At 38.2% G+C, this 19907-nt stretch carries 21 protein-coding genes; 11 read left to right on the top strand and 10 right to left on the bottom strand.

The window, feature by feature from the left end; genetic code table 11:
- The first annotated feature begins 176 nt into the window (after positions 1-176).
- The 6 genes from H9L23_RS23980 to H9L23_RS23955 all read left to right on the top strand — a co-directional run bounded on the left by H9L23_RS23980 (position 177) and on the right by H9L23_RS23955 (position 6281).
- Positions 177-3068 (top strand): DEAD/DEAH box helicase, encoded by a 2892-nt coding sequence (locus H9L23_RS23980; RefSeq protein ID WP_187592668.1) that lies wholly within the window; start codon positions 177-179, stop codon positions 3066-3068.
- 290 nt (positions 3069-3358) lie between these two features.
- Positions 3359-3658 (top strand): GxxExxY protein, encoded by a 300-nt coding sequence (locus tag H9L23_RS27155; RefSeq protein ID WP_223191108.1) that lies wholly within the window; start codon positions 3359-3361, stop codon positions 3656-3658.
- Positions 3659-3826: 168 nt separating this feature from the next.
- Positions 3827-4144: a YgaP family membrane protein gene (locus tag H9L23_RS23970; RefSeq protein WP_025143335.1), complete on the top strand. Its 318-nt coding sequence runs from the start codon at positions 3827-3829 to the stop codon at positions 4142-4144.
- Between the two features lie 65 nt (positions 4145-4209).
- Positions 4210-4992, top strand: coding sequence for a 3-keto-disaccharide hydrolase (locus H9L23_RS23965; protein WP_187592667.1), 783 nt, complete (start codon positions 4210-4212; stop codon positions 4990-4992).
- 105 nt (positions 4993-5097) lie between these two features.
- Positions 5098-5679 carry a hypothetical protein gene (locus tag H9L23_RS23960; protein ID WP_187592666.1) on the top strand — a complete coding sequence of 194 codons (582 nt, stop codon included), beginning with the start codon at positions 5098-5100 and terminating at the stop codon, positions 5677-5679.
- On the top strand, positions 5679-6281 hold the full coding sequence (locus H9L23_RS23955; protein WP_187592665.1) for a TMEM175 family protein: 603 nt from the start codon (positions 5679-5681) through the stop codon (positions 6279-6281). Before H9L23_RS23960 ends, H9L23_RS23955 begins: the two co-directional genes overlap by 1 nt.
- A gap of 363 nt (positions 6282-6644) precedes the next feature.
- Here H9L23_RS23955 and aat read toward each other — a convergent pair whose 3' ends face one another.
- The gene (gene aat / locus H9L23_RS23950) at positions 6645-7277 is read right to left on the bottom strand and encodes a leucyl/phenylalanyl-tRNA--protein transferase (protein WP_187592664.1); all 633 of its coding nucleotides are present in this window, start codon (positions 7275-7277) and stop codon (positions 6645-6647) included.
- 73 nt (positions 7278-7350) lie between these two features.
- Here aat and H9L23_RS23945 point away from each other — a divergent pair, with 73 nt between their 5' ends.
- Positions 7351-8793 carry a DUF1800 domain-containing protein gene (locus H9L23_RS23945; RefSeq protein ID WP_187592663.1) on the top strand — a complete coding sequence of 481 codons (1443 nt, stop codon included), beginning with the start codon at positions 7351-7353 and terminating at the stop codon, positions 8791-8793.
- A gap of 290 nt (positions 8794-9083) precedes the next feature.
- Positions 9084-10283 carry a DUF1501 domain-containing protein gene (locus H9L23_RS23940; RefSeq protein ID WP_187592662.1) on the top strand — a complete coding sequence of 400 codons (1200 nt, stop codon included), beginning with the start codon at positions 9084-9086 and terminating at the stop codon, positions 10281-10283.
- Between the two features lie 259 nt (positions 10284-10542).
- Here H9L23_RS23940 and H9L23_RS23935 read toward each other — a convergent pair whose 3' ends face one another.
- Both H9L23_RS23935 and H9L23_RS23930 read right to left on the bottom strand, forming a co-directional pair.
- Positions 10543-11439 (bottom strand): DUF6694 family lipoprotein, encoded by an 897-nt coding sequence (locus tag H9L23_RS23935; protein WP_187592661.1) that lies wholly within the window; start codon positions 11437-11439, stop codon positions 10543-10545.
- A gap of 62 nt (positions 11440-11501) precedes the next feature.
- Positions 11502-11855 (bottom strand): hypothetical protein, encoded by a 354-nt coding sequence (locus tag H9L23_RS23930; RefSeq protein ID WP_187592660.1) that lies wholly within the window; start codon positions 11853-11855, stop codon positions 11502-11504.
- 108 nt (positions 11856-11963) lie between these two features.
- On the opposite strand from H9L23_RS23930, the gene H9L23_RS23925 reads away from it, so the two are divergent.
- Entirely contained in the window at positions 11964-12332 is a 369-nt protein-coding gene (locus H9L23_RS23925) for a YccF domain-containing protein (RefSeq protein ID WP_039472680.1), read from the top strand.
- A gap of 433 nt (positions 12333-12765) precedes the next feature.
- On the opposite strand, the gene H9L23_RS23920 is transcribed toward H9L23_RS23925, so the two are convergent.
- Positions 12766-13740, bottom strand: a complete 975-nt coding sequence (locus H9L23_RS23920) for an App1 family protein (protein ID WP_187592659.1) — start codon at positions 13738-13740, stop codon at positions 12766-12768.
- Between the two features lie 58 nt (positions 13741-13798).
- Here H9L23_RS23920 and H9L23_RS23915 point away from each other — a divergent pair, with 58 nt between their 5' ends.
- Positions 13799-14668 (top strand): diacylglycerol/lipid kinase family protein, encoded by an 870-nt coding sequence (locus H9L23_RS23915; protein ID WP_187592658.1) that lies wholly within the window; start codon positions 13799-13801, stop codon positions 14666-14668.
- Here H9L23_RS23915 and H9L23_RS23910 read toward each other — a convergent pair.
- The 5 genes from H9L23_RS23910 to rbfA all read right to left on the bottom strand — a co-directional run bounded on the left by H9L23_RS23910 (position 14656) and on the right by rbfA (position 17795).
- Positions 14656-15060 (bottom strand): hypothetical protein, encoded by a 405-nt coding sequence (locus H9L23_RS23910; RefSeq protein ID WP_187592657.1) that lies wholly within the window; start codon positions 15058-15060, stop codon positions 14656-14658. The genes H9L23_RS23915 and H9L23_RS23910 overlap by 13 nt on opposite strands.
- Before the next feature lie 9 nt (positions 15061-15069).
- Entirely contained in the window at positions 15070-15723 is a 654-nt protein-coding gene (locus tag H9L23_RS23905; protein ID WP_187592656.1) for an energy transducer TonB, read from the bottom strand.
- Between the two features lie 365 nt (positions 15724-16088).
- Entirely contained in the window at positions 16089-16775 is a 687-nt protein-coding gene (locus H9L23_RS23900; protein WP_187592655.1) for a peptidoglycan DD-metalloendopeptidase family protein, read from the bottom strand.
- A 6-nt stretch (positions 16776-16781) separates the two neighbouring features.
- A complete protein-coding gene (gene trhA, locus H9L23_RS23895; RefSeq protein WP_187592654.1) occupies positions 16782-17411 on the bottom strand; it encodes a PAQR family membrane homeostasis protein TrhA in 630 nt (209 codons plus the stop codon).
- 6 nt (positions 17412-17417) lie between these two features.
- Entirely contained in the window at positions 17418-17795 is a 378-nt protein-coding gene (gene rbfA, locus H9L23_RS23890; RefSeq protein WP_025143353.1) for a 30S ribosome-binding factor RbfA, read from the bottom strand.
- A gap of 219 nt (positions 17796-18014) precedes the next feature.
- Between rbfA and H9L23_RS23885 the strand changes: the two genes are divergently transcribed.
- Entirely contained in the window at positions 18015-18371 is a 357-nt protein-coding gene (locus H9L23_RS23885) for a four helix bundle protein (RefSeq protein WP_187592653.1), read from the top strand.
- Positions 18372-18566: 195 nt separating this feature from the next.
- Here the strand turns inward: H9L23_RS23885 and hflX are convergent, their stop codons facing one another.
- A complete protein-coding gene (gene hflX / locus H9L23_RS23880; protein WP_187592652.1) occupies positions 18567-19757 on the bottom strand; it encodes a GTPase HflX in 1191 nt (396 codons plus the stop codon).
- Between the last annotated feature and the right edge of the window lie 150 nt (positions 19758-19907).

The following is a 19907-nucleotide window of genomic DNA, read 5'->3' as shown; positions in this document are numbered from 1 at the left end:
GCAGCTTAAATAATATTCGTCAATTAAACTGCTGCATCACAGCTGGTTTTTCCATGCAGATTAAAAATCCACATATTTTTTATCCCAAAAACGGCCAGTTCTTTTGATGTAATCCCAAAATATTGTAAGTTTAAAGTTTTTTAAGCGCTTAGCTTACAAAAATTTTAAATCCATCAATGTTACGTGTCGATAGTTCTAAAGCCTGTAAAGTGGTGTACTCTTTGTGCAAACATGAGTACCTAGGCTATTTAATTGAACCACACGTAGTTCAGCTGAATCCACAGGGTGATTTTTCTTTTACCTACCAGCGGATTTTTACCCACACGGCCGAAGAGTTTAATGCCTGCCTTAGTGACATCGATTACAAGCTGATTAAAATTTTGGATGATATTGAGCAGGATTCGTTGATTAAAAAGTATTATAAGAAATTAATCAGGCCTACCGAGTTTTTTACTAAAGTTTTCGACGATAAATTCTATGAGAATGTACGTCCGAAAATTGAAAAGAAACTCGCCGAAGCTTTAGAGCTTTTGAAGGTTAAAAACGAACTTTATGTAATGGATAAAGATGGCTGGCCTGTTGAACGTAAGATTGAACTTGCCGGCGAACCAGCGTCCATCCTGTTTCATTTCCGCAGGAATGAAACAGAAACCCGTTATTTCCCGACCATCAAGTATCAGAACCTGCGCATCGAATTTATGTTCAAAGAAGCGCAGATCATCAGTAACAAACCTGCCTGGTTATTGCTGAATGATGTTTTATACTTTTTTGATCAGGATATTGAAGGAAAAAAGCTGCAACCGTTTTTAAATAAACGTTTTATTGCCATACCGAAAACAACCGAAGCCACCTACTTCGAAAAATTTGTTGCCCCTTTAATCGAGAAACACCATGTGTATGCAGAGGGTTTCGAAATCAGGACGGAACAGTTTGAGGCAACACCCGTAATCAAGGTTTTATATGTAGATGGCGGTCTTTCGCAGATTCAGTTATACTTTAAATATGGCGAATACACTTTCCCTGTAGAAAATGCGCATAAAGTAACCGTTCGTTTAGAAAAAACGGCCGATAACTATATTTTTCACCGGATAAAACGATCAGCTGAATGGGAGAAGAAACAGTTTAACCTGTTGTTATCATTAGGACTTAAAAAAACAAGTTCATTATTCAGCAACCTCGAAGTTAGCGCTGAAGATGAAAATCCAAGTTATGCTGCTATCAACTGGGTAAACGAGCATATTGAGTTACTGGAAGCATCAGGATTTGAAATTGAACAGGCCACCGGGCAGAAAAAATTTGTATTCGGTGCAAGCAAAATCGATCTTGAAGTTAAAGAAGGAAACGATTGGTTCGATATCCATGCCGTGGTTTGGTTTGGAAAATATCAGATTCCTTTCTTATCCTTAAAACAGCATATTTTACATAAAAAACGCGAATTTTTGTTACCAGATGGCGAAGTGGCCATTATTCCCGATAAATGGTTTACCCAGTATGGTAGCCTGTTCAGTTTGGCAGAAGCCGGGCAAACGCTAAAATTAAAAAAACACCATATCGGGTTAATTAACGATCTGGCCGAAGATAGCCTGGCAAATGTTACGCTCGAACGTAAACTTCAGCGCCTGTCTGATTTTGAAGATATTGCCGATACACAGATGCCTGTGCATTTTAAAGGCAGTTTGCGCGATTACCAAAAAGCGGGCTATAACTGGTTCAGCTTTTTACGTGAATATAATTTTGGCGGTTGTTTAGCCGATGATATGGGTTTGGGTAAAACCATCCAGACCTTGGCCATGCTACAAAAAGTTAAAGAAGACGATCAGCTGCTGGGTACACAAACCACATCGCTGATTATTATGCCAACCTCTTTAATTTACAACTGGTTAACAGAGGCTAAAAAATTTACACCAAAACTTAAAATATTAGCCCATACAGGCACCAATCGCAATAAAGATGTAGCAAATTTTGCCAATTACGATATCATCATTACTACTTATGGCGTAACCAGGGTTGATGTAGACGAACTGAAAAACTTCTATTTCAATTATATTATTCTCGACGAAAGTCAGAACATTAAAAACCCTGCATCCAAATCATTCAAAGCTGTTAGAAGCTTAAAATCGAAACACAAACTGATTTTGAGTGGTACACCGGTAGAGAATTCGGTAAGTGACTTATGGTCGCAGTTAACTTTCTTAAACCCTGGTTTATTAGGTACGCAGGCATTTTTCTACGAAGAATACGTGCAGGCGATCGAAAAGAAAAAGGACGAAGAAAAAGCACGTAAACTGCAATCGATCATCAAACCTTTTGTACTCCGCAGAACTAAAGAACAAGTGGCCGCAGAATTACCGCCGAAAACGGAACAGGTAATTTATTGCGATATGAGCGAAGACCAGGCCGCATATTACGAAAAAACCAAATCGGCTTACCGCAACGATCTATTACAGAGCATGGACGATGGCACTTTTGCACAAAAACAAGTTCAGCTTTTGCAGGGATTAACCGCTTTACGTCAGTTGGCCAATCACCCCGTGATGATCGATGGGGAATACATCTCCGATTCAGGCAAATTTGAAAACGTGATTCACACTTTAGATAACGTGCTTAAAGGCGGACACAAGGTTTTGGTTTTTTCACAGTTCGTAAAACACCTCGATATCTTTAAAAAGCATTTTGAGGCAGAGAATATTCCTTTTGCTTATTTAGACGGCTCAACCCGTAACCGTGGCGAAATTGTTTCCGAATTTCAGCAGAATACCGATTTAAAGGTTTTTCTGATTTCGATAAAAGCGGGTGGTGTAGGTTTAAATTTAACACAAGCAGATTATGTGTTTATCCTCGATCCATGGTGGAACCCTGCGGTAGAGCAACAGGCCATCGATAGGACACACCGTATTGGTCAGGACAAAAAGGTTTTTATCTATAAATTCATCGCAAAAGATACTGTTGAAGAGAAAATCCTTGCTTTACAGAACAGGAAAAAATCGCTGGCCAACTCGTTAATCACTACAGAAGAAAGTTTCTTTAAATCGTTGAGTAAGGAAGACATTAGGGATATTTTGAATTAATCGCTAAAATTCGCCACAAACTTTGCTGTTTTTTCTACCAATGTGCTTCAAAATGTGTTTTTCAATACCTAAAAATCAATTCCTCTATTTTTTGCCACTGAGGCACAGAAAACACGGAGTAGGTTTCGCGGCTTCATGCTATTTTGCTATATTAGTGTATAACATCCCAAGTTAATTGAATTAAAATTATATAAAACACTTGGTATGGACATTCTACAATCAGACTTTCCTCTAAAAAACGAAACAAATCTCATTATTAATGCAGCCATTGAAATTCATAATCATTTAGGCTGTGGTTTTTAGAAATTGTATATAAAGACGCATTTTGCATTGAATTAGAAAGCAGGGGATATTTTTATGAAAGAGAAAAACTATATCAACTTTATTATAAGGATATTTTGTTGCCACACAGCTTTTATGCCGATTTTATTATATTCGATTCGGTTATATTAGAAATTAAAGCCAAAAGCGCAATTTCAAGTGCAGACATCGCACAAACACTAAACTACCTCCGATGTTCTGGTTGCAAAGTCGGTCTTATTTTAAATTTTGGAAAGCAAAGTCTGGAGATCAAACGAGCTGTTTTATAAATAACCCAATCTCCGTGTCAATCCGCGCATCAGTGGCCAAAACAAAATAACAATTCCTATTTTCTGTGCAAATCTGTGCATCCGTGGCCAAAAACAAACCAAATTTAACTCTTTTCAAAACTCATTCCCTCCTTACTTGTTATACAGTAGTAAATAAATCCTACCATCATGACAAATCAAGATTTCAATACCGCAGTAAATAATGTAAAAGAAGCCTGGAAATATCCGGAGTTGTTCGAAAATGTATCAAAATCTGAGCGTTGGTTATCAGGCGCAGCAGGCACCTATTTATTGTTTAAAGGCATTACCAGCATTTTTTCTCATCCGGTAATCGGTTTAACCGGGGCTGCTATTGGCGCAGGTTTATTATATCGGGGCATTACCGGTTATTGTCCGCTACGCGATTTAGCCGAGCAACGCAAAGAAGATATTGCCCCTGATGAAGTGATTATAAGTGAAACCTATGTTGTTGACGATTTGGGGTAAAATTTTAAATACGAAATTTCCATTTCTTAATAAACTGGTTAACTTTAAAAAGTTAAACCACAATTATGAACAAGTATACACTATTATTTATTCCTGTTTTATTTGCAGGGCAAGCTTTGGCACAAGATAAAAAACCAGATCCTGCCAAAGACCCAAAAACAACCGAGGTTTGGGAACCTGTTCCAAAAATCGTTACACCTGGCAAATTACCTCAGGATGCTCCATCTGATGCAACTATTCTTTTTAATGGACGCAATTTAGATGCCTGGCATTCCGTTAAAGATCCGTCGAAACCAGCAGCGTGGACAATAGATGATGGTTTTTTTACCGTAAAAAAAGGTACAGGAAATATTGAAACCAATAAAAAATTTACCGATTACCAATTGCACATGGAATGGAAAATTCCAGAAAACATTTCTGGTGAAGGTCAGGCACGCGGTAATAGTGGCGTATTTTTAGCTTCAACCGGTGGTGGCGATGATGGTTATGAAATCCAGATCATGGATGCTTACAATAATAAAACCTATGTTAACGGACAAACCGGTAGTGTTTATAAACAAGCTATTCCATTAGCAAACGCGAACAAAAAACCGGGCGAATGGCAATATTACGATATCATCTGGAATGCACCACGTTTTAACGAAGATGGTACGTTACAAAAACCAGCAAGCGTTACCTTGTTTTTAAATGGTGTGCTTTTGCAAAATGGATATATATTAAAAGGTGAAACCCGTTATATTGGTGCTCCTGAATACAAAAAGCATGGCCCCGCTTCGATTAAATTACAAGATCACGGCGATCCAAGTCCAGCTATTAGCTTTAGAAACATCTGGGTTAGAGAATTATAATTTCAACAAAACAATAGTAAGGAACCTGCAGGCCAAAAGCTTGCAGGTTTTGTTTTATAAAATAATTTGACTGATAATTGTAGTTAACTCAAACGCTTTTAAAAAATGAAAAAAAATTTGCTCTCTTTGATTACCATATTTCTTTTATTTTCATGCAAACCTTCAGAAAAAGATTTAACTCAAATTGTTATAAAAAAGGCAGATGACGGCTTTATTGATCTGATGTTAAACATTGTAAGTAAAAAAGAAACGGATTCTACTGTAATTTTTAAAGCACAAGGGCTCGATCATACCGATACTGTTGGCCTCGAAATTTCATTGAAAAAGAATATTAAAGCTGGCATTGTAAATGGAGAAATGAAAAACACTTTTCTAGCCAATGGGATTTCATTCCAATCGACTGGTAAAGAAAGTGACAGACTTGTAACTGCTCTTACAAAGCTCTATAATTTGAAATCAAAAAATAAGATGCGCACAGATAAGATGACTTTTGAGGTAGCAAACCTAAATGAAACAGACGTAGATTATAATTCCGGGCAATATCGATTTAAAGCATTTCTACCAACAGATGATGATATCCCTGAACTTTTTGTAAATTTTGACTTCACCAATAAACTTATAGCTTTAAACGAAAAAGATCCCGAATACAGAACTGGTGTAATTAGTTATCTAACGAAAAAACAATAATGAATAAAGGCAGATTAGAAGCATTTAGCGATGGTGTAATTGCAATCATCATCACCATTATGGTTTTGGAGATTAAGGTGCCTGAACATGGCGAAACTTTAGCGACTTTAAAACCACTTATCCCAAAATTCATCAGTTACATCCTCAGTTTCATTTATGTCGGCATTTACTGGAATAACCACCATCATTTATTGCATGCCGTTAAAAAAGTAAATGGATCAATGCTTTGGGCAAACCTTAATTTCCTGTTCTGGCTCTCATTATTTCCTGTTGCTGCTGGGTGGATGGGCGAGCATCATTTTGCCCTGTGGCCGGTTATCGTTTATGGAGCAGTGTTGCTTATGGCGGCCATTTCTTATACTTTACTGGTTATCGTGATCAAAAGAACCGAAGGCCAGCATTCTTTAGTGGTGCATGCTATTGGTAACGATGCTAAGGGAAAATTTTCCCTCCTTTTTTATATTGGTGGTATCGCCCTTAGCTTTATCAACCCCTGGATCGGTGTTGCACTTTATTTCCTGGTGGCCTGTATCTGGTTTATCCCCGATAGAAGAATTGAAAACGCCATGCGCGAGCAGGGTTTAATTGATGATAATAAGTGAGAATAATCCTTTGCTTTTTATCTGAAAATGAACATGCAGTAATACTTCTGAAACAGCAGCCCCGTTATCCGCTACTTCTGATAAAACCTGTGAAACAAGCAAGCATACCAAAAAAATAATAACAACAATGCTTAAATCGGAACCGCTACTACCGGGTTTATTAAACACAGGTTAGTAAGAAAACCATCCAAAATTAATTTCTTATGGCGTTAGCCGATAATAGCAAGGCAGGCCTGGCCCCTTAGCCCCGATTGAAGTGAGCATCCCGATTTTACATCGGGATAAAACGTAAAGCGGGAAGAAACCTAAATAGTAGTAGCAGGCTGCGCTTCAAATAAATGACAAACTAAAAGCATATTGGTATTAAGGAGCCTGAAGCATTTCCGCATACAATTCTCGATCAATCATTTCTGCACCCAAACTCATTAAATGATCGTTTGGTAACTGACAATCGATTAAATCGATATTCATTTTACTTAAAAAGATAAGTGCCGCTTTCGAAGCATTGCTCACGTAACTGAACATACTTTCGCCACAAAATACTCGATTAACCTTTAATCCATACAAGCCGCCCACAAGCTTATCTTCCAGCCAAACTTCCACACTGTGTGCATAACCCTGCTGATGAAGATTGATGTAAGCCTGTTGCATTTCGTTGGTAATCCAGGTTCCATCCTGCCCTTTTCTTTCCGTGGTGGCGCAGTTAAGGATCACTTCAGCAAAAGCCTGGTTAAAAGTAATTTTAAAAACTTCGTCCTTTAAAATTTTCTTCATGCTTTTGCTGGTCTTGATTTTATCAGGATAAATCACGCAACGCTCATGTGGCGAATACCAAAGGATTGGTTCGCCTTCGCTAAACCATGGAAATATGCCGTTAGAATAGGCAATCAACAATCTTTCCATACCCAGATCTCCACCAATGGCCAGCAAACCATCCTCTTCTGCCAAAGCTGGATCAGGGAAACCGGGGTCATCATCTAAGAGTTGAAAAAACATAGGCGAAAATAAGAAAGAAAACAAAGATTAAACCCTTGCGTTTTAAATAAGTCATACTGTTAAATTGTCCATTATGAACGCAAAAGATAATTTCTTAAAAGTAAAACATCTTTACAACCGGGCGGGCTTCGGTATTTCTTATACCGATTTACAGAAATTAAGCAAAAAAAACCTTGAAAAGGTGGTTGATAACATGCTTAAAGATTCCCAAAAAGACGATCCGATCAAATTAGTAAATGATTTTGAATCAAAACGGCAACTTCTGGTACAGGCGGGTTTATACGCTAAAAAAGACCTGACGGATGATGAAAAGAAAATGCGCCAGCAGATTGTACGCGAACAAAACGAAGTAAGCCGCGACCTTAACATTGCTTTCATTAATCAGATGATCAATACTGATGCACCATTAAGGGAGAAAATGACGCTTTTTTGGCATGGCCATTTTGCCTGCCGTAGCAACAATCCTTTTTTTGCACAACAGCTAAACAATATCCAACGCGATAATGCCTTAGGCAGCTTTAAAACCTTATTGGTTGAAGTTTCTAAGTCGCCGGCCATGCTGCAATACCTCAACAACCAGCAAAACAGAAAAGGCAAACCAAACGAGAATTTCGCCCGCGAGCTCATGGAACTTTTCACCCTGGGTAGGGGAAATTACACCGAACAGGATATTAAAGAATCTGCACGTTCGTTTACCGGCTGGATGTATGATAAAGATGGCTCTTTTATTTTCAGGGAAAACCTGCACGATACGGGAACCAAGACTTTTTTCGGTAAAATCGGGAATTTTGAAGGTGAAAATATCATCGACATTATTTTAGAAAAACCAGAAACCTCACAGTTCATCGCCAGGAAGGTATATAAATTCTTTGTGAACGATAATCCAAATGAGGCGCATGTTAAAGAACTGGCAACACATTTTTACAACTCGAAGTACGACATTGCTTCGATGATGAAAAAGATGTTTACATCCGATTGGTTTTTCAGCCCTGAAAACGTAGGTACCAAAATTAAATCTCCGGCTGAATTTTTAGTGGGTTTAAGTCGCGAGTTTTATGTTACCTACAACAAACCTCAGGTTTTAATTCAGTTGCAAAGCAGTTTAGGCCAATATTTATTTAACCCGCCAAATGTAGCGGGCTGGCCTGGCGGACAAAGCTGGATCGACAGTTCGTCGTTAATGTTAAGGATGCGCATTCCATCGCTCGTTTTAAATGATGGGGAAATCGATTTTAGCGGCAAGGCAGATCCCGAAGATGAGGCCGTAATTGCACTAAGCAGGGTAGCAACCACCAATGCCAACGCCAATACAAAACCAAAATCGTACGTTAACGCAAATGCCGATTGGCCTAAATTTTTAGGCACCTTACCAAAAGGATTGACGCCATTAGCCCTTACCGAATTTTTATTACAACCAAAATTAAACGATAAAATTACAACCATGGTAAGCGATAATAAAGGATTGCGAAGTACCGCGGTTGAGATTACAAGCATGCCGGAGTATCAGTTGTGCTAGGCGCATTTTGGTTGATTGTTTGATGGCTCATGGTTGATAGCCAAAAAGCTAAATACCTAAGCTGTTAAATGAGGGTTGATGGTTTGATGACCCATGGTTGATAGCCAAAAAGCTAAATACCTAAGCTGTTAAATGAGGGTTGAGGGCTGATGGTTGATAGCCAAAAAGCTAAACATCCAGGCTATCAACTATAAAACTATTAACTATTGACCAAAATACCCAGGCCATCAACTATAAAACTATGAACCATCAACCAATGAACTACTAAAAAAACATTAACTATTAACAAGATGAACAGAAGAAATTTTTTAAGAAATACAGGATTTGTGGCAGCAGGTTCGCTATTTGTTCCGGCTTTCATGAAACCGCTTGAGGCCATGGCGCTTGATGAGTTAAGTTTATACAAAAACCTGGTTGTGGTACAGCTTTCTGGTGGAAACGATGGTTTGAACACGGTTATTCCTTTTGGAAATGATATTTATTATCAAAAAAGGAAAAGCATTGCCATCAAACCTGAAGAAGTGATCAAATTGAACGATATGCAGGGCTTAAACCCAAATATGGCTGCGCTGCAAGAGATACACGATCAGGGCTGGATGACCATTATTAACGATGTGGGTTACCCAAATCCCGATCGTTCGCACTTTCGTTCTATGGATATCTGGCAAACCGGTAGTGATAGTAATCAGTTCTTATCTACAGGATGGATTGGTCGTTATCTAGATAGCAATTGCCAAACCTGCAAATTCCCTTATACCGCAATCGAGGTAGACGATTCGCTTTCTCTGGCCATGAAAGGACAGACCAAAAAGGGTATTGCTTTAAAAGATCCCGCAGCGTTGTTCCGCAATACGAATGATCCTTTTTTTAAAGCCATGTTGCAAAATGATAAAGAGCATTTGGATGAAGATAATTTGGGTTATTTATATAAAACAATGATCGAAACTTCTTCTTCTGCAAACTATATCCAGAATACGTCGAAAATTTATCAGTCCAAATCAACTTATCCTAACTCGGGTTTTGCCAACCAGTTAAAAACGGTTTCGAAATTTATTTCGTCGGGATTAAAAACCAGGGTTTATTATGTTTCGTTAAGCGGTTTCGATACCCATGTAAACCAGATCGGTCAACAAGGAAATCTACTAAAACAATACAGTGAGGGTATGGCCGCTTTCTTGAAAGATCTTAAAACTAATAATAAACTGGATGACACCCTGGTAATTACCTTCTCCGAATTCGGCCGCAGGGTAGAACAAAATGCCAGTAACGGAACCGACCACGGAACGGCAAATAACATGTTTGTTTTCGGCGGAAAATTAAAGAAACAGGGTATATTTAATGCTGCACCAAACTTAAGTGATCTGGATACCGGAGATTTAAAATATCAATTGGATTTCAGGCAGGTGTATGGTACCATTTTAGATAAATGGCTGGATGTAAATAATGCTGATATTTTGAATAAGAAATTTAATACACTGGATTTTATATAGAATTTGGCTAAGCTGAATTATTAATATCATTGCCGTCCTGATGGCTAACTTATTGAATTAAAATAAATTACATTTTTTTTTACGAACCGCTGTCTGCGAGAGATCGTCATTCCCAACTTGATTGGGAATCGTAATGCAAGCGTTTTAAGATCCCCGCCTGCGCGGGAATGACGGCCGTATAAAAGGAGTCTGTCAAGGTAGCCTGTCGAAAAACTTTTAAAAGCATTTCGACAAGCTCAACATGACAGATTAAATTAGCTTATTTGTTTGTAAGCTCCAGCTCATCTAAAGTTCCCTTGGTTTCCTGAAGTTCCTTTAATTCAGCTTTCTTTTTCTTGATCTCTGCATCAACATCTTCAACACTGTATTTTGGCAAGGCTATGGTTTTGCCATTGGTCGTAATACTCGAAGCATAAACATTAAGTTCAAGACCAAAGTCGGCAAGCTTTGCATTGGTAACCGGATATTTAACATTTTTCCATTTTTCGGGATGATTTGCTTTTGCTTCCCTTAACATGTCATTATCGTTCAGCGAATCGCCCGGTTTTAAAGTATTGTTACCATCCCCATCCCTCGACATGTGAGCAGAAATCACTTTTTTAGTCGATATTTCCCGAACTTCTACATTAACATCAACACTACCAGTTAAGGGTTGCTTACCAGTGTAAACATATTCAATTTCAAGCTTGGGCACCTTTTCTCCAAAAAACTCATCTTCTGTTATGGTCAGGTTCTTGATTTTAAATATATCCAGTTTCTGTTTATTAACGACCAACTCCTTTTTCTGGATTTCGAGTGTATCAATTTCTCCTGATACTTTTGCGATTTCTTTTTTATTGTGTGCCTGCAAAAGATCTTCGGCCAGGTTTACCACTGATGAGTAGCTTAAACCATCAATCATTTCCAAAGAAATTTTATCAAAAGATTTTCCCTTGTATTTTTCAGGTTCGTTCCATTTTAAACGCATCGATTCTAAGGCGATCACCCTTAAGGCTTTTTCCAGATTGTTCTTTTCTTCCGCGTTAAGGTTTTTTACAATTTTGGTTTTGGAAACTTCGAATTCTTTTTCAGATTTCGCGTTAAACTTTTCTCCACAGCCCGTTAAGGCTGCCACAATAAACGCACAAAATACAATGGCGACGGATAATTTGTTCATAAGCTAATTTAGATGAGATGGAACATTAAAAAAATTTAAACGTTTATATTGGCACTATAGTTTTATTTTCTTTTTAACAGGTATACAGGCCGGTTAGTATCTTTATCAATCTGATCTGTATAAACGCTGAATAATTCGTATCCATAGTTTTTCATCTTGTTTACACAATCAATTGCAGAATTAAATTCGAGTTTATTGCCATCATCATCACGGATGTACAGCTCGCTATAATCTCCCTTTTTTTGTCCATACTCCAATACAATCCATTGTTTATTGGCTAAAAAAGCTTTTTCGGCACGGACCTGGATATAATCTACATGGATATCGGTCAGCTTCATTCCATTTACGTTTTGAGCTTTGGCATCAGATAGCCCAAAGCAAGCGGCGAGTGCCGCTGCAAAAATTAATTTTTTCATGTTGTGTTTCTTTTGTGTGTAATTCTAAATTACGGAGAATCTATTAAGAATGCACAATGTTATCTGTAACAAAAAGCAAATTCTTAAATCTTAACCTAAACAAACACAATGAACTTTTTAGGCAATATCATCTGGATTATTTTTGGCGGCATTTTTATTTTTTTCGAATACATCATCGGAGGTTTAATCCTTTGCCTAACCATCGTAGGTATTCCCTTTGGCATCCAATGTTTTAAATTTGCCATTGTTGGCCTTGCGCCTTTTGGCGTTAAAATAACAGATACCTCGTCAAACACAGGCTGCCTTTCTACGATTATGAATTTGATCTGGATTTTTTGTGGTGGCTTCTGGATTGCCTTAACCCATTTGTTTTTCGGGATTCTGCTTTGCATTACCATCGTGGGTATTCCTTTCGGTCGCCAGCATTTTAAGCTGATGAACCTGGCCTTTACCCCTTTCGGGAAATCGATTTCTTAATCTGAATAAATCTATACAGTTCCGGCATTCCCAACCCGATAGCTATCGGGTTGATTGGGAATCTCGAAGCGGTCTGCATTAAGATTCCCGCCTGCGCGGGAATGACGACTGCTTTAGTAGAAATGTTCTTCACTTGACTATCCGTATTTGGTGGCTTACCAAAACAAAAGAAAACCAAAAAATATTTTTTTTGAAAAGCAGGTCTCTGTGTTTATCGGATCCGACAGTCCTGCCATCCGCTTTACCTCTCTGCGTTCGGTGCCCGCTCTCCTGTCCCTTAGGTTTATTAAACTGTGGCCTGTTCCCATCAGTAAAAACTTTCGTACTATATATCGTAACGTCATTTCCACCTTGATTGGAAATCGTAATGCTTTGGTAGGAGTTTTAAGTTGTATTAAGATTCCCGCCTACACGGGAATGACGTCCCTCAAAACTATAGAATCAATCCTATTGATTTAGAATGCTCAATTGCCTCTTCACTATTATTAAATAAGCATGCCCCAACCCCTTTATCTTCTACTCTTTTAAGCAATTCTTTGGTTTCTGCCTCTTTTTCTGGCCGGATATTACGAATGTAAACTGCTTCGATATTTTTGGGGTATTTTTCTACTATCGAACTATAAATTTCAGGATCCTGTTGCGAATTATCTCCAAAAAACACAAATTTCTGATTGGGAAAGGCATCCAGAATGCGCATTACCCTTAATAATTTTCCTTCATGCCCAGTTTTGCCCGTTTTAATCAGGTCTTTCCATCTTTTCAGTGTATTTAAAAGAAAAGCACCATCCGGCAATTTGTTAAACTTAAAGGTTTCGAGCAGGTAATCGTATAAATTCCATTCGCTGCTGCTCACATAAAAAAAAGGATTGGGTTGTTCTGCCTCTGTATGAGATAAAGCCAATTGCTGGTAATGACTGGCCGCATCAGGAAAGGTTTTACGCGTATGTGGATTTTTAATAAAAAGCTCTCTCAAACGCCTTCCGATAGTTGCAGAATGCGAAACCATTACGGTATCATCCACATCAGAAATGAAAGCATATTGGGTAATGTGAGGCACATAAATTTTGCCTTCGCCGGCATTTAAAATAGTACCGTCCTCGTTAAGCGCCTCTACTTTAACATCGTGCCAGCCCGCGGGGATATCATGTTCTGCCTTCCATTCAAATTTAAAAAAGCCATCGCCTTCGGTTCTGTTGTAGATAATCTGATCAAAAAACCGCAAACGGACCTCTACAAAAGCGTAGGGTTTTAAAATAAAAAGCTTTAACAGATGAGCGATATTAACAAAGATATTGTTGCTGTAAACCTGCCGTGTATTGGCCTTACGTTTAAAAACATGACCATAAACAACCAGATTGTGTGCGTGGCCATAACCATGATATACTTTTACACTAACAGATTTATTCATTGTTATTAAAACAGAGTTTATTAAAAGTTGTTTGTGAAGTAAACATAAGGCAACCAAAATGAAATTACTGTTCATCATCAATCCGGGCTCCGGCAGTCACGATATAAACTTAAAAGAAGTAATTTCTAAACATTTCGAAGCAAAAAAAACTGAGGTAGATCTATTCGAACTGCCAAAAGACTGCTCTTTAGATAAAATAAAAGCAAAGATAAGCGCTTCGAAACCCGACCGTGTTGTGGCCGTTGGTGGCGACGGAACATTAAAACTGGTAGCCGAATGTTTATTGAATACCGAAACTCCAATTGGGATTATTCCAGCTGGTTCTGCAAATGGGATGGCGAAAGAATTAGGTATACCCAGCGATATTGAGCAGGCTTTGGTACTTTTAGAAGAAGGCAAATTGCAGAAAATCCACGTAGTTAAACTCAACAACGAAATCTGTATTCACTTATCTGATTTAGGTTTTAATGCCTATTTGGTAAAGAAATTCGATACCCTGCCCGACCGTGGTATGTGGGGTTATGCAAAAGCCACCTGGCACGCCTTGTGGAACCACCGCCGCATGGAAGTGCAACTGAAGCTTAAAGATGAAACCGTTACCTCTAAAGCAGCGATGGTGGCCATTGCCAATGCAACCATGTACGGCTCCGGATTAAAAATTAACCCGGATGGAAAATTAGATGATAAACTTTTTGAAGTAATCCTGGTAAAGGATTATTCTTACCTCGAAATATTAAAAATCTGGATCACCAAATTGCCTTTTAATCCTAAGAAAATAGAAGTATTTCAAACGGCTGATGTAAAAATTGTTTCTAAACACCAGGCGCATTTTCAGGTAGATGGAGAATACATTGGCAGGGTAAATACCGTTGAAGCAAGCATTCTGCCTGCGGCCATTACTGTGGTTTTACCCAATCAGACCCGATAGCTATCGGGTAATTCGCGGTGAATTTTAATGGTAAAATACAACCTGAAAAATTCGGCAATAAAACAGATGCGGAATAAAATATCAAACCAGCGGTCGCCCAGGTTTAAAATTTCGGGCAAATAAGTGATAAAACCAATGGAGAATACCCAAACCACTAAACGGAATGGAAATTGAATATAATAGGTGATGAATCCAATTTTTTTAAATAGGATTAAACCTATCGCAGAAATAAAAAGGGACACAAATAACGGCAATAGTAAAATTACCTTTGCCTGCGATAATACCTGATCTGGAATTTCATTTAAATGCGTTAAAATCTGCCAAAATTGTTTAGCCAATAATGCGATGCTAATGATATCCAATAAGGCAAAAAGTCGGGTAGTGTTCTTCATTAATTTATTTTACTTGCAATATTTTGCCAAATAATCATCAGCTTTTTTACTGCCCATATATTTAACAAAGATAAAATCTTCGCAGGCGCCCTGTTTATCGCCTTGCTTAATTTTTTTTAAGGCCATTTTTATCCTGTCATCTAGATACTCATCATCAATGCCTAATTGATTTTTAATGGCAATGATCTGATCTTCTTGTCCTGGTTTTGCCTGATCGATGTTTTTATAAAAATTAATGACCGAATTGGTTAAAGCTTCTTCTGCCTGATAGCTTCGGATAGACTCCTGCATCTCTTCGCTCGATTTTCCTTCACAGTTATAACCTGAAAGTACAAAATTAACGGGAACAACGATTGAAACCGTTGTATCGTAACCCGCCGGAACCTGCCATTTGCCACTGCTGAGCCGTACTAAACGCAGTGCTTCTTCATCCAGATCAGACAATATTCCCTTGCTTATTTTCGAAAAATAAACCTTTCCCTGCTCATCAAGCTTAAAACTTACGTTTACCGTCCCCTGGACGCAGTTATCTTTAGAAAACCGAGGATAAACTGTATTTTCTCTCAAAAAATTGATAAAACCATTTTTACCAGATTTAAACTGAACCTGGCCCATCGCCAGGGAAAAGCAAAAAAGTAAACAAATGGTGAATAGGGTTTTCATTGTACTAATTTACTGTTTTAAACGCAGAGAATGCAAAGTTTTTCGTAGAGGGAAAAAGAGTTTTAGCCACGGAAGCACAGAAACACGGATAGATCATCGAGAAGTTTATCACCGAGAAGATGAGAGTTTTAATTTAATAGTAAGATCGTTATTCCCGCGCAGGCGGGAACCTTAAAGCTTATTGCATTACGATCCCCAATCAACCCAATAGCTATCGGGTTGGGAATGACGACTGCTAAAAAATCTCTCTGTGGCCTCAGTGCCTTCTCTCTGTTCTCTCTACGGTTAAATTTGTAACACCATATTTGGCCACCGAGGCACAGAAAAAACTTTACCCCTTTGCGCATTCCTTATTTTCTTTGCGATTAAGAAAAAGTAACCTTCAAAATTAAATCCGGATCAGGGCAATTGGCTAAATATTTTTCCCTTTCACTAAACTTACAAACGCCAGGATAATCGCCTTTTAGTCCTCCCATATCTTTAATCAATTGAAAATGAAGATGTGGTGGCCATGATCCGTTTTCTTCTTTTGCACCCAGTTCTGCAATTTTTGTTGCGGCAGGAATAAATTTACCCTCCTCCAGTCCATTTAATGATGCTAAGCTTAAATGACCGTATAAAGCATTAAATTTAAAGCCATCTATATCGTAGGTTAGAATGATGGTAGCACCATAATCGCCAAGGTTATCATTAAAGGCAAAACTTTGCACGGTTGCATCATAAAAGTTGTAGATCGGTGTTCCGGCCGGCCCCCAGATATCAATACCTAAATGTAACCTGCGGGGCTCTTCTTCAGTATCAAAATGTGTACTTCTTGAATAAATCGTGCGGTGTTCGTTGTATCCGCCAATTCCATAACTGGCATTGTTTTTAGCCAGCTTTTCATTAACCCAATCGGAGAACAGATCGGTATCATCCAAAATCTCGTCTGTTAATTCCGTATTGGCCGCTGTAAAATCCAAAGGCAAAAGCTGATCGTTTTTTGCATCAAAATCAACAACTTTTTGGATCAATGCAATATTTGATTGAATAACCTGATCGAAAGTTTGCATCTGTATTTATTTAAAAATATATACGAAATTATAAATGTAGTGTGATAAAGCTCCACCAATCACAAAAAGGTGCCATAATTCATGGCTGTGCATCCACCTGAACATTTGCTTATCTTTTGCATAATAATAGGTTCCGCCAATATAAAATACACCTCCAAGCAATAACCAGAAAATTGCACCAATGGGCAAAGTTCCAAGCATTTTCTGTAGCAGGGGTACAATTAAACAACCCATTAAGATATAAATGGATAAAGATATGGCCGTACTTTTTAAACGGTTAAAGATTTTGAGCAGGCAGCCTACGATGGCAATAATCCATACAATAGCGAACAGGCTCCAACGCAACCAGCCATCAAAAACCAATAAGGCTGTTGGTGTGTAAGAACCTGCAATCATCAAATAAATGCAGCAATGATCGAATTTTTGCCAAAAACGTACACCATAATCGGTAGCCGGGTAACCATGATATATGGCACTTACCCCAAAAAGAATAAAAGTACCGATACTGTAAATCCAGGCAGCGGTAAATTCTATCGGGGTATTGCACTTCTGAAGCAACAGACACCCAGCCGGAATTGCTATTAATGCCGGGATAAAATGTGTAAAGAAATTAACAGGTTCCCTTAGCTTCCTCACAAAAAATTATTCGCTGTCTTCGTCTTTTTGCCTTGGTTCTTTGGCTATCTTATCAAAAAGATGGTCCATACGCTCTACATACTCATTAGTATCATCTACAAAGAAAGTAAGCTCTGGTACTACCCTTACCTGGTGACGGATACGGCTGCCCAGTTTATACCTGATCTCACCTGCATGCGCATTAACGGTATTGATAGAAAGCGTGGTATTATTGGTATTAAAAAAGCTCAGGTAAACCTTAGCTACGGCTAAATCTGGTGAAACCCTAACGCGGGTAATGGTTACCAATGTGTTGGGCAAAAATGCAGCACCTTCACGCTGAAAAACCTGTGCTAACTCCTCTTGTAATACTCCTGCAAATTTCTGCTGACGTTTACTTTCCATAATGTTATAATTATCAATTACCAATAATCAATTATCAGACTGTACAAGCCGATAAAATTAGATTGATAAGGTTCTAAAATTATCAATAACCATTAGTCAATTATCAGACCATAATCGGCACGAAAAAACAAATGGTACAGATAATATATGTTAAAAATGTAAAAACTTCGGACAGTTAACCGTCCTCAGGTTTTTTGTAAAAATACTTATATTTAATTAATGAGCAACGGAACAAATTTTAATCTTGAAGAAAGAACTTTCCTATTCGCTCAATCTGTCAGGTCGTATTGTAAGAAGGTTACCCATAATGTTATTAATATTCAAGACATTAAGCAGGTTGTCCGATCTTCCGGGTCCGTATCCGCAAACTATATCGAAGCCAACGAATCATTAAGCAAAGCTGACTTTATTTATCGCATAAAAGTTTGCCGAAAAGAAGCAAAGGAAACTAAACTTTGGCTCAATTTAATCGATATCGAAGATAAAAAAGACCTGGAACCTTCAAAATCACTTCTTGTAAGTGAAGCCAATCAATTGATGTTGATATTTAATGCGATTATTAAAAAATCACAATAGCCATGCTACAATGACCAAATCATAATGTTCAATTAGCAATGATAAATCACGATAACCAAGTTTCAATAACCAGATTACAATCGAAAAGGCAATTTTTTGCTATTTATTTACTCATATTGCTAAGCCCATCGCTACGGTTTGATCATTGAAAATTGGTGATTGATTATTAACCTACCAGATTTTTTTTCCTAAAGACTAATACAAAAGGTTACTATCATACGGGTACCTCGCCACATGTGCAGCTTTAACCTTATCGTACAATAATGTTTTAAACTCTTCTAAGTTTTCTTTTTCGGTTGCCGAGATAAATAGCACAGGCACTTTATCGTGGCTCATCCAGCTTTTTTTGAAGTCTTCTAAAGTGAGCTTGCCATCATCTTCTTCATCGTCAACCTCAGGCGAAACATAAGCATCAATTTTATTAAAAACCAAAATCATGTCTTTATCAATCGCGCCAATATCTTTCAATGTTTCGTTAACCGTATTAATCTGATCTTCAAAGTTGGGATGCGAAACATCCACCACGTGAATCAACAAATCAGCCTCACGTACCTCATCTAAAGTAGACTTAAAACATTCTACCAAATGGTGAGGCAGTTTGCGGATAAATCCAACAGTATCAGAAAGCAGGAAAGGTAAATTTTCAATCACTACCTTGCGCACAGTCGTATCCAATGTTGCAAACAACTTGTTCTCTGCAAATACTTCCGATTTCGAAAGCATATTCATAATGGTCGATTTACCTACGTTAGTATAACCAACCAGGGCTACCCTAATCAGCTGACCTCGGTTTTTACGCTGCGTTTCATTCTGACGGTCGATATTTCTTAAACGTTCTTTTAACAGCGAGATTTTATTTAAAATAATACGTCTGTCACTTTCAATCTGGGTTTCCCCCGGACCACGCATCCCGATACCACCCTTTTGGCGTTCCAAGTGGGTCCACATACCAGTTAAGCGTGGTAAAACGTATTGCAACTGTGCCAGTTCTACCTGTGTTTTTGCCTGTGCAGTTTGGGCCCTGTTGGCAAAAATATCGAGAATTAAATTACTTCTATCCAGCACCTTCACACCAAGCTCACGGTCGATATTGCGCAGTTGCGATGGCGATAACTCGTCATCAAAAACCACCACATCAATTTCTTCTGATTTTACATAAGCTTTAATTTCTTCGAGCTTACCTGTACCCACAAATGTAGCACGCTCTGGTTTTAACATTTTCTGTGTAAAAACCTTTTCCACCCTTCCACCAGCTGTATCAACCAAAAAGGCCAGCTCATCTAAATATTCTTTTGTTTGGGCTTCTTTTTCGCCCGGAGTAACTACTCCGACTAAAATTGCCCGTTCCTGCACAACGGCAGTATCGTATGTTTTTTGTTTTCCCATGTAATTGATGCAAAGATACGAAATTTGCCAATGTGTAAATCCATTAACAAACCATACGGATGCAATAAAGTTTTTATTTCCCTTTGGAGAAAAGTGATTGTCATCGCTTCTATGGCAATACGACCACATCAAAACGCTTAGATGTTCTCA

This window comes from Pedobacter roseus (assembly GCF_014395225.1).
In the GTDB taxonomy this organism is placed as follows: domain Bacteria; phylum Bacteroidota; class Bacteroidia; order Sphingobacteriales; family Sphingobacteriaceae; genus Pedobacter; species Pedobacter roseus.
The sequence above is the reverse complement of the archived record's forward strand: the minus strand, read 5'-3'. Positions and strand labels throughout refer to the sequence as shown.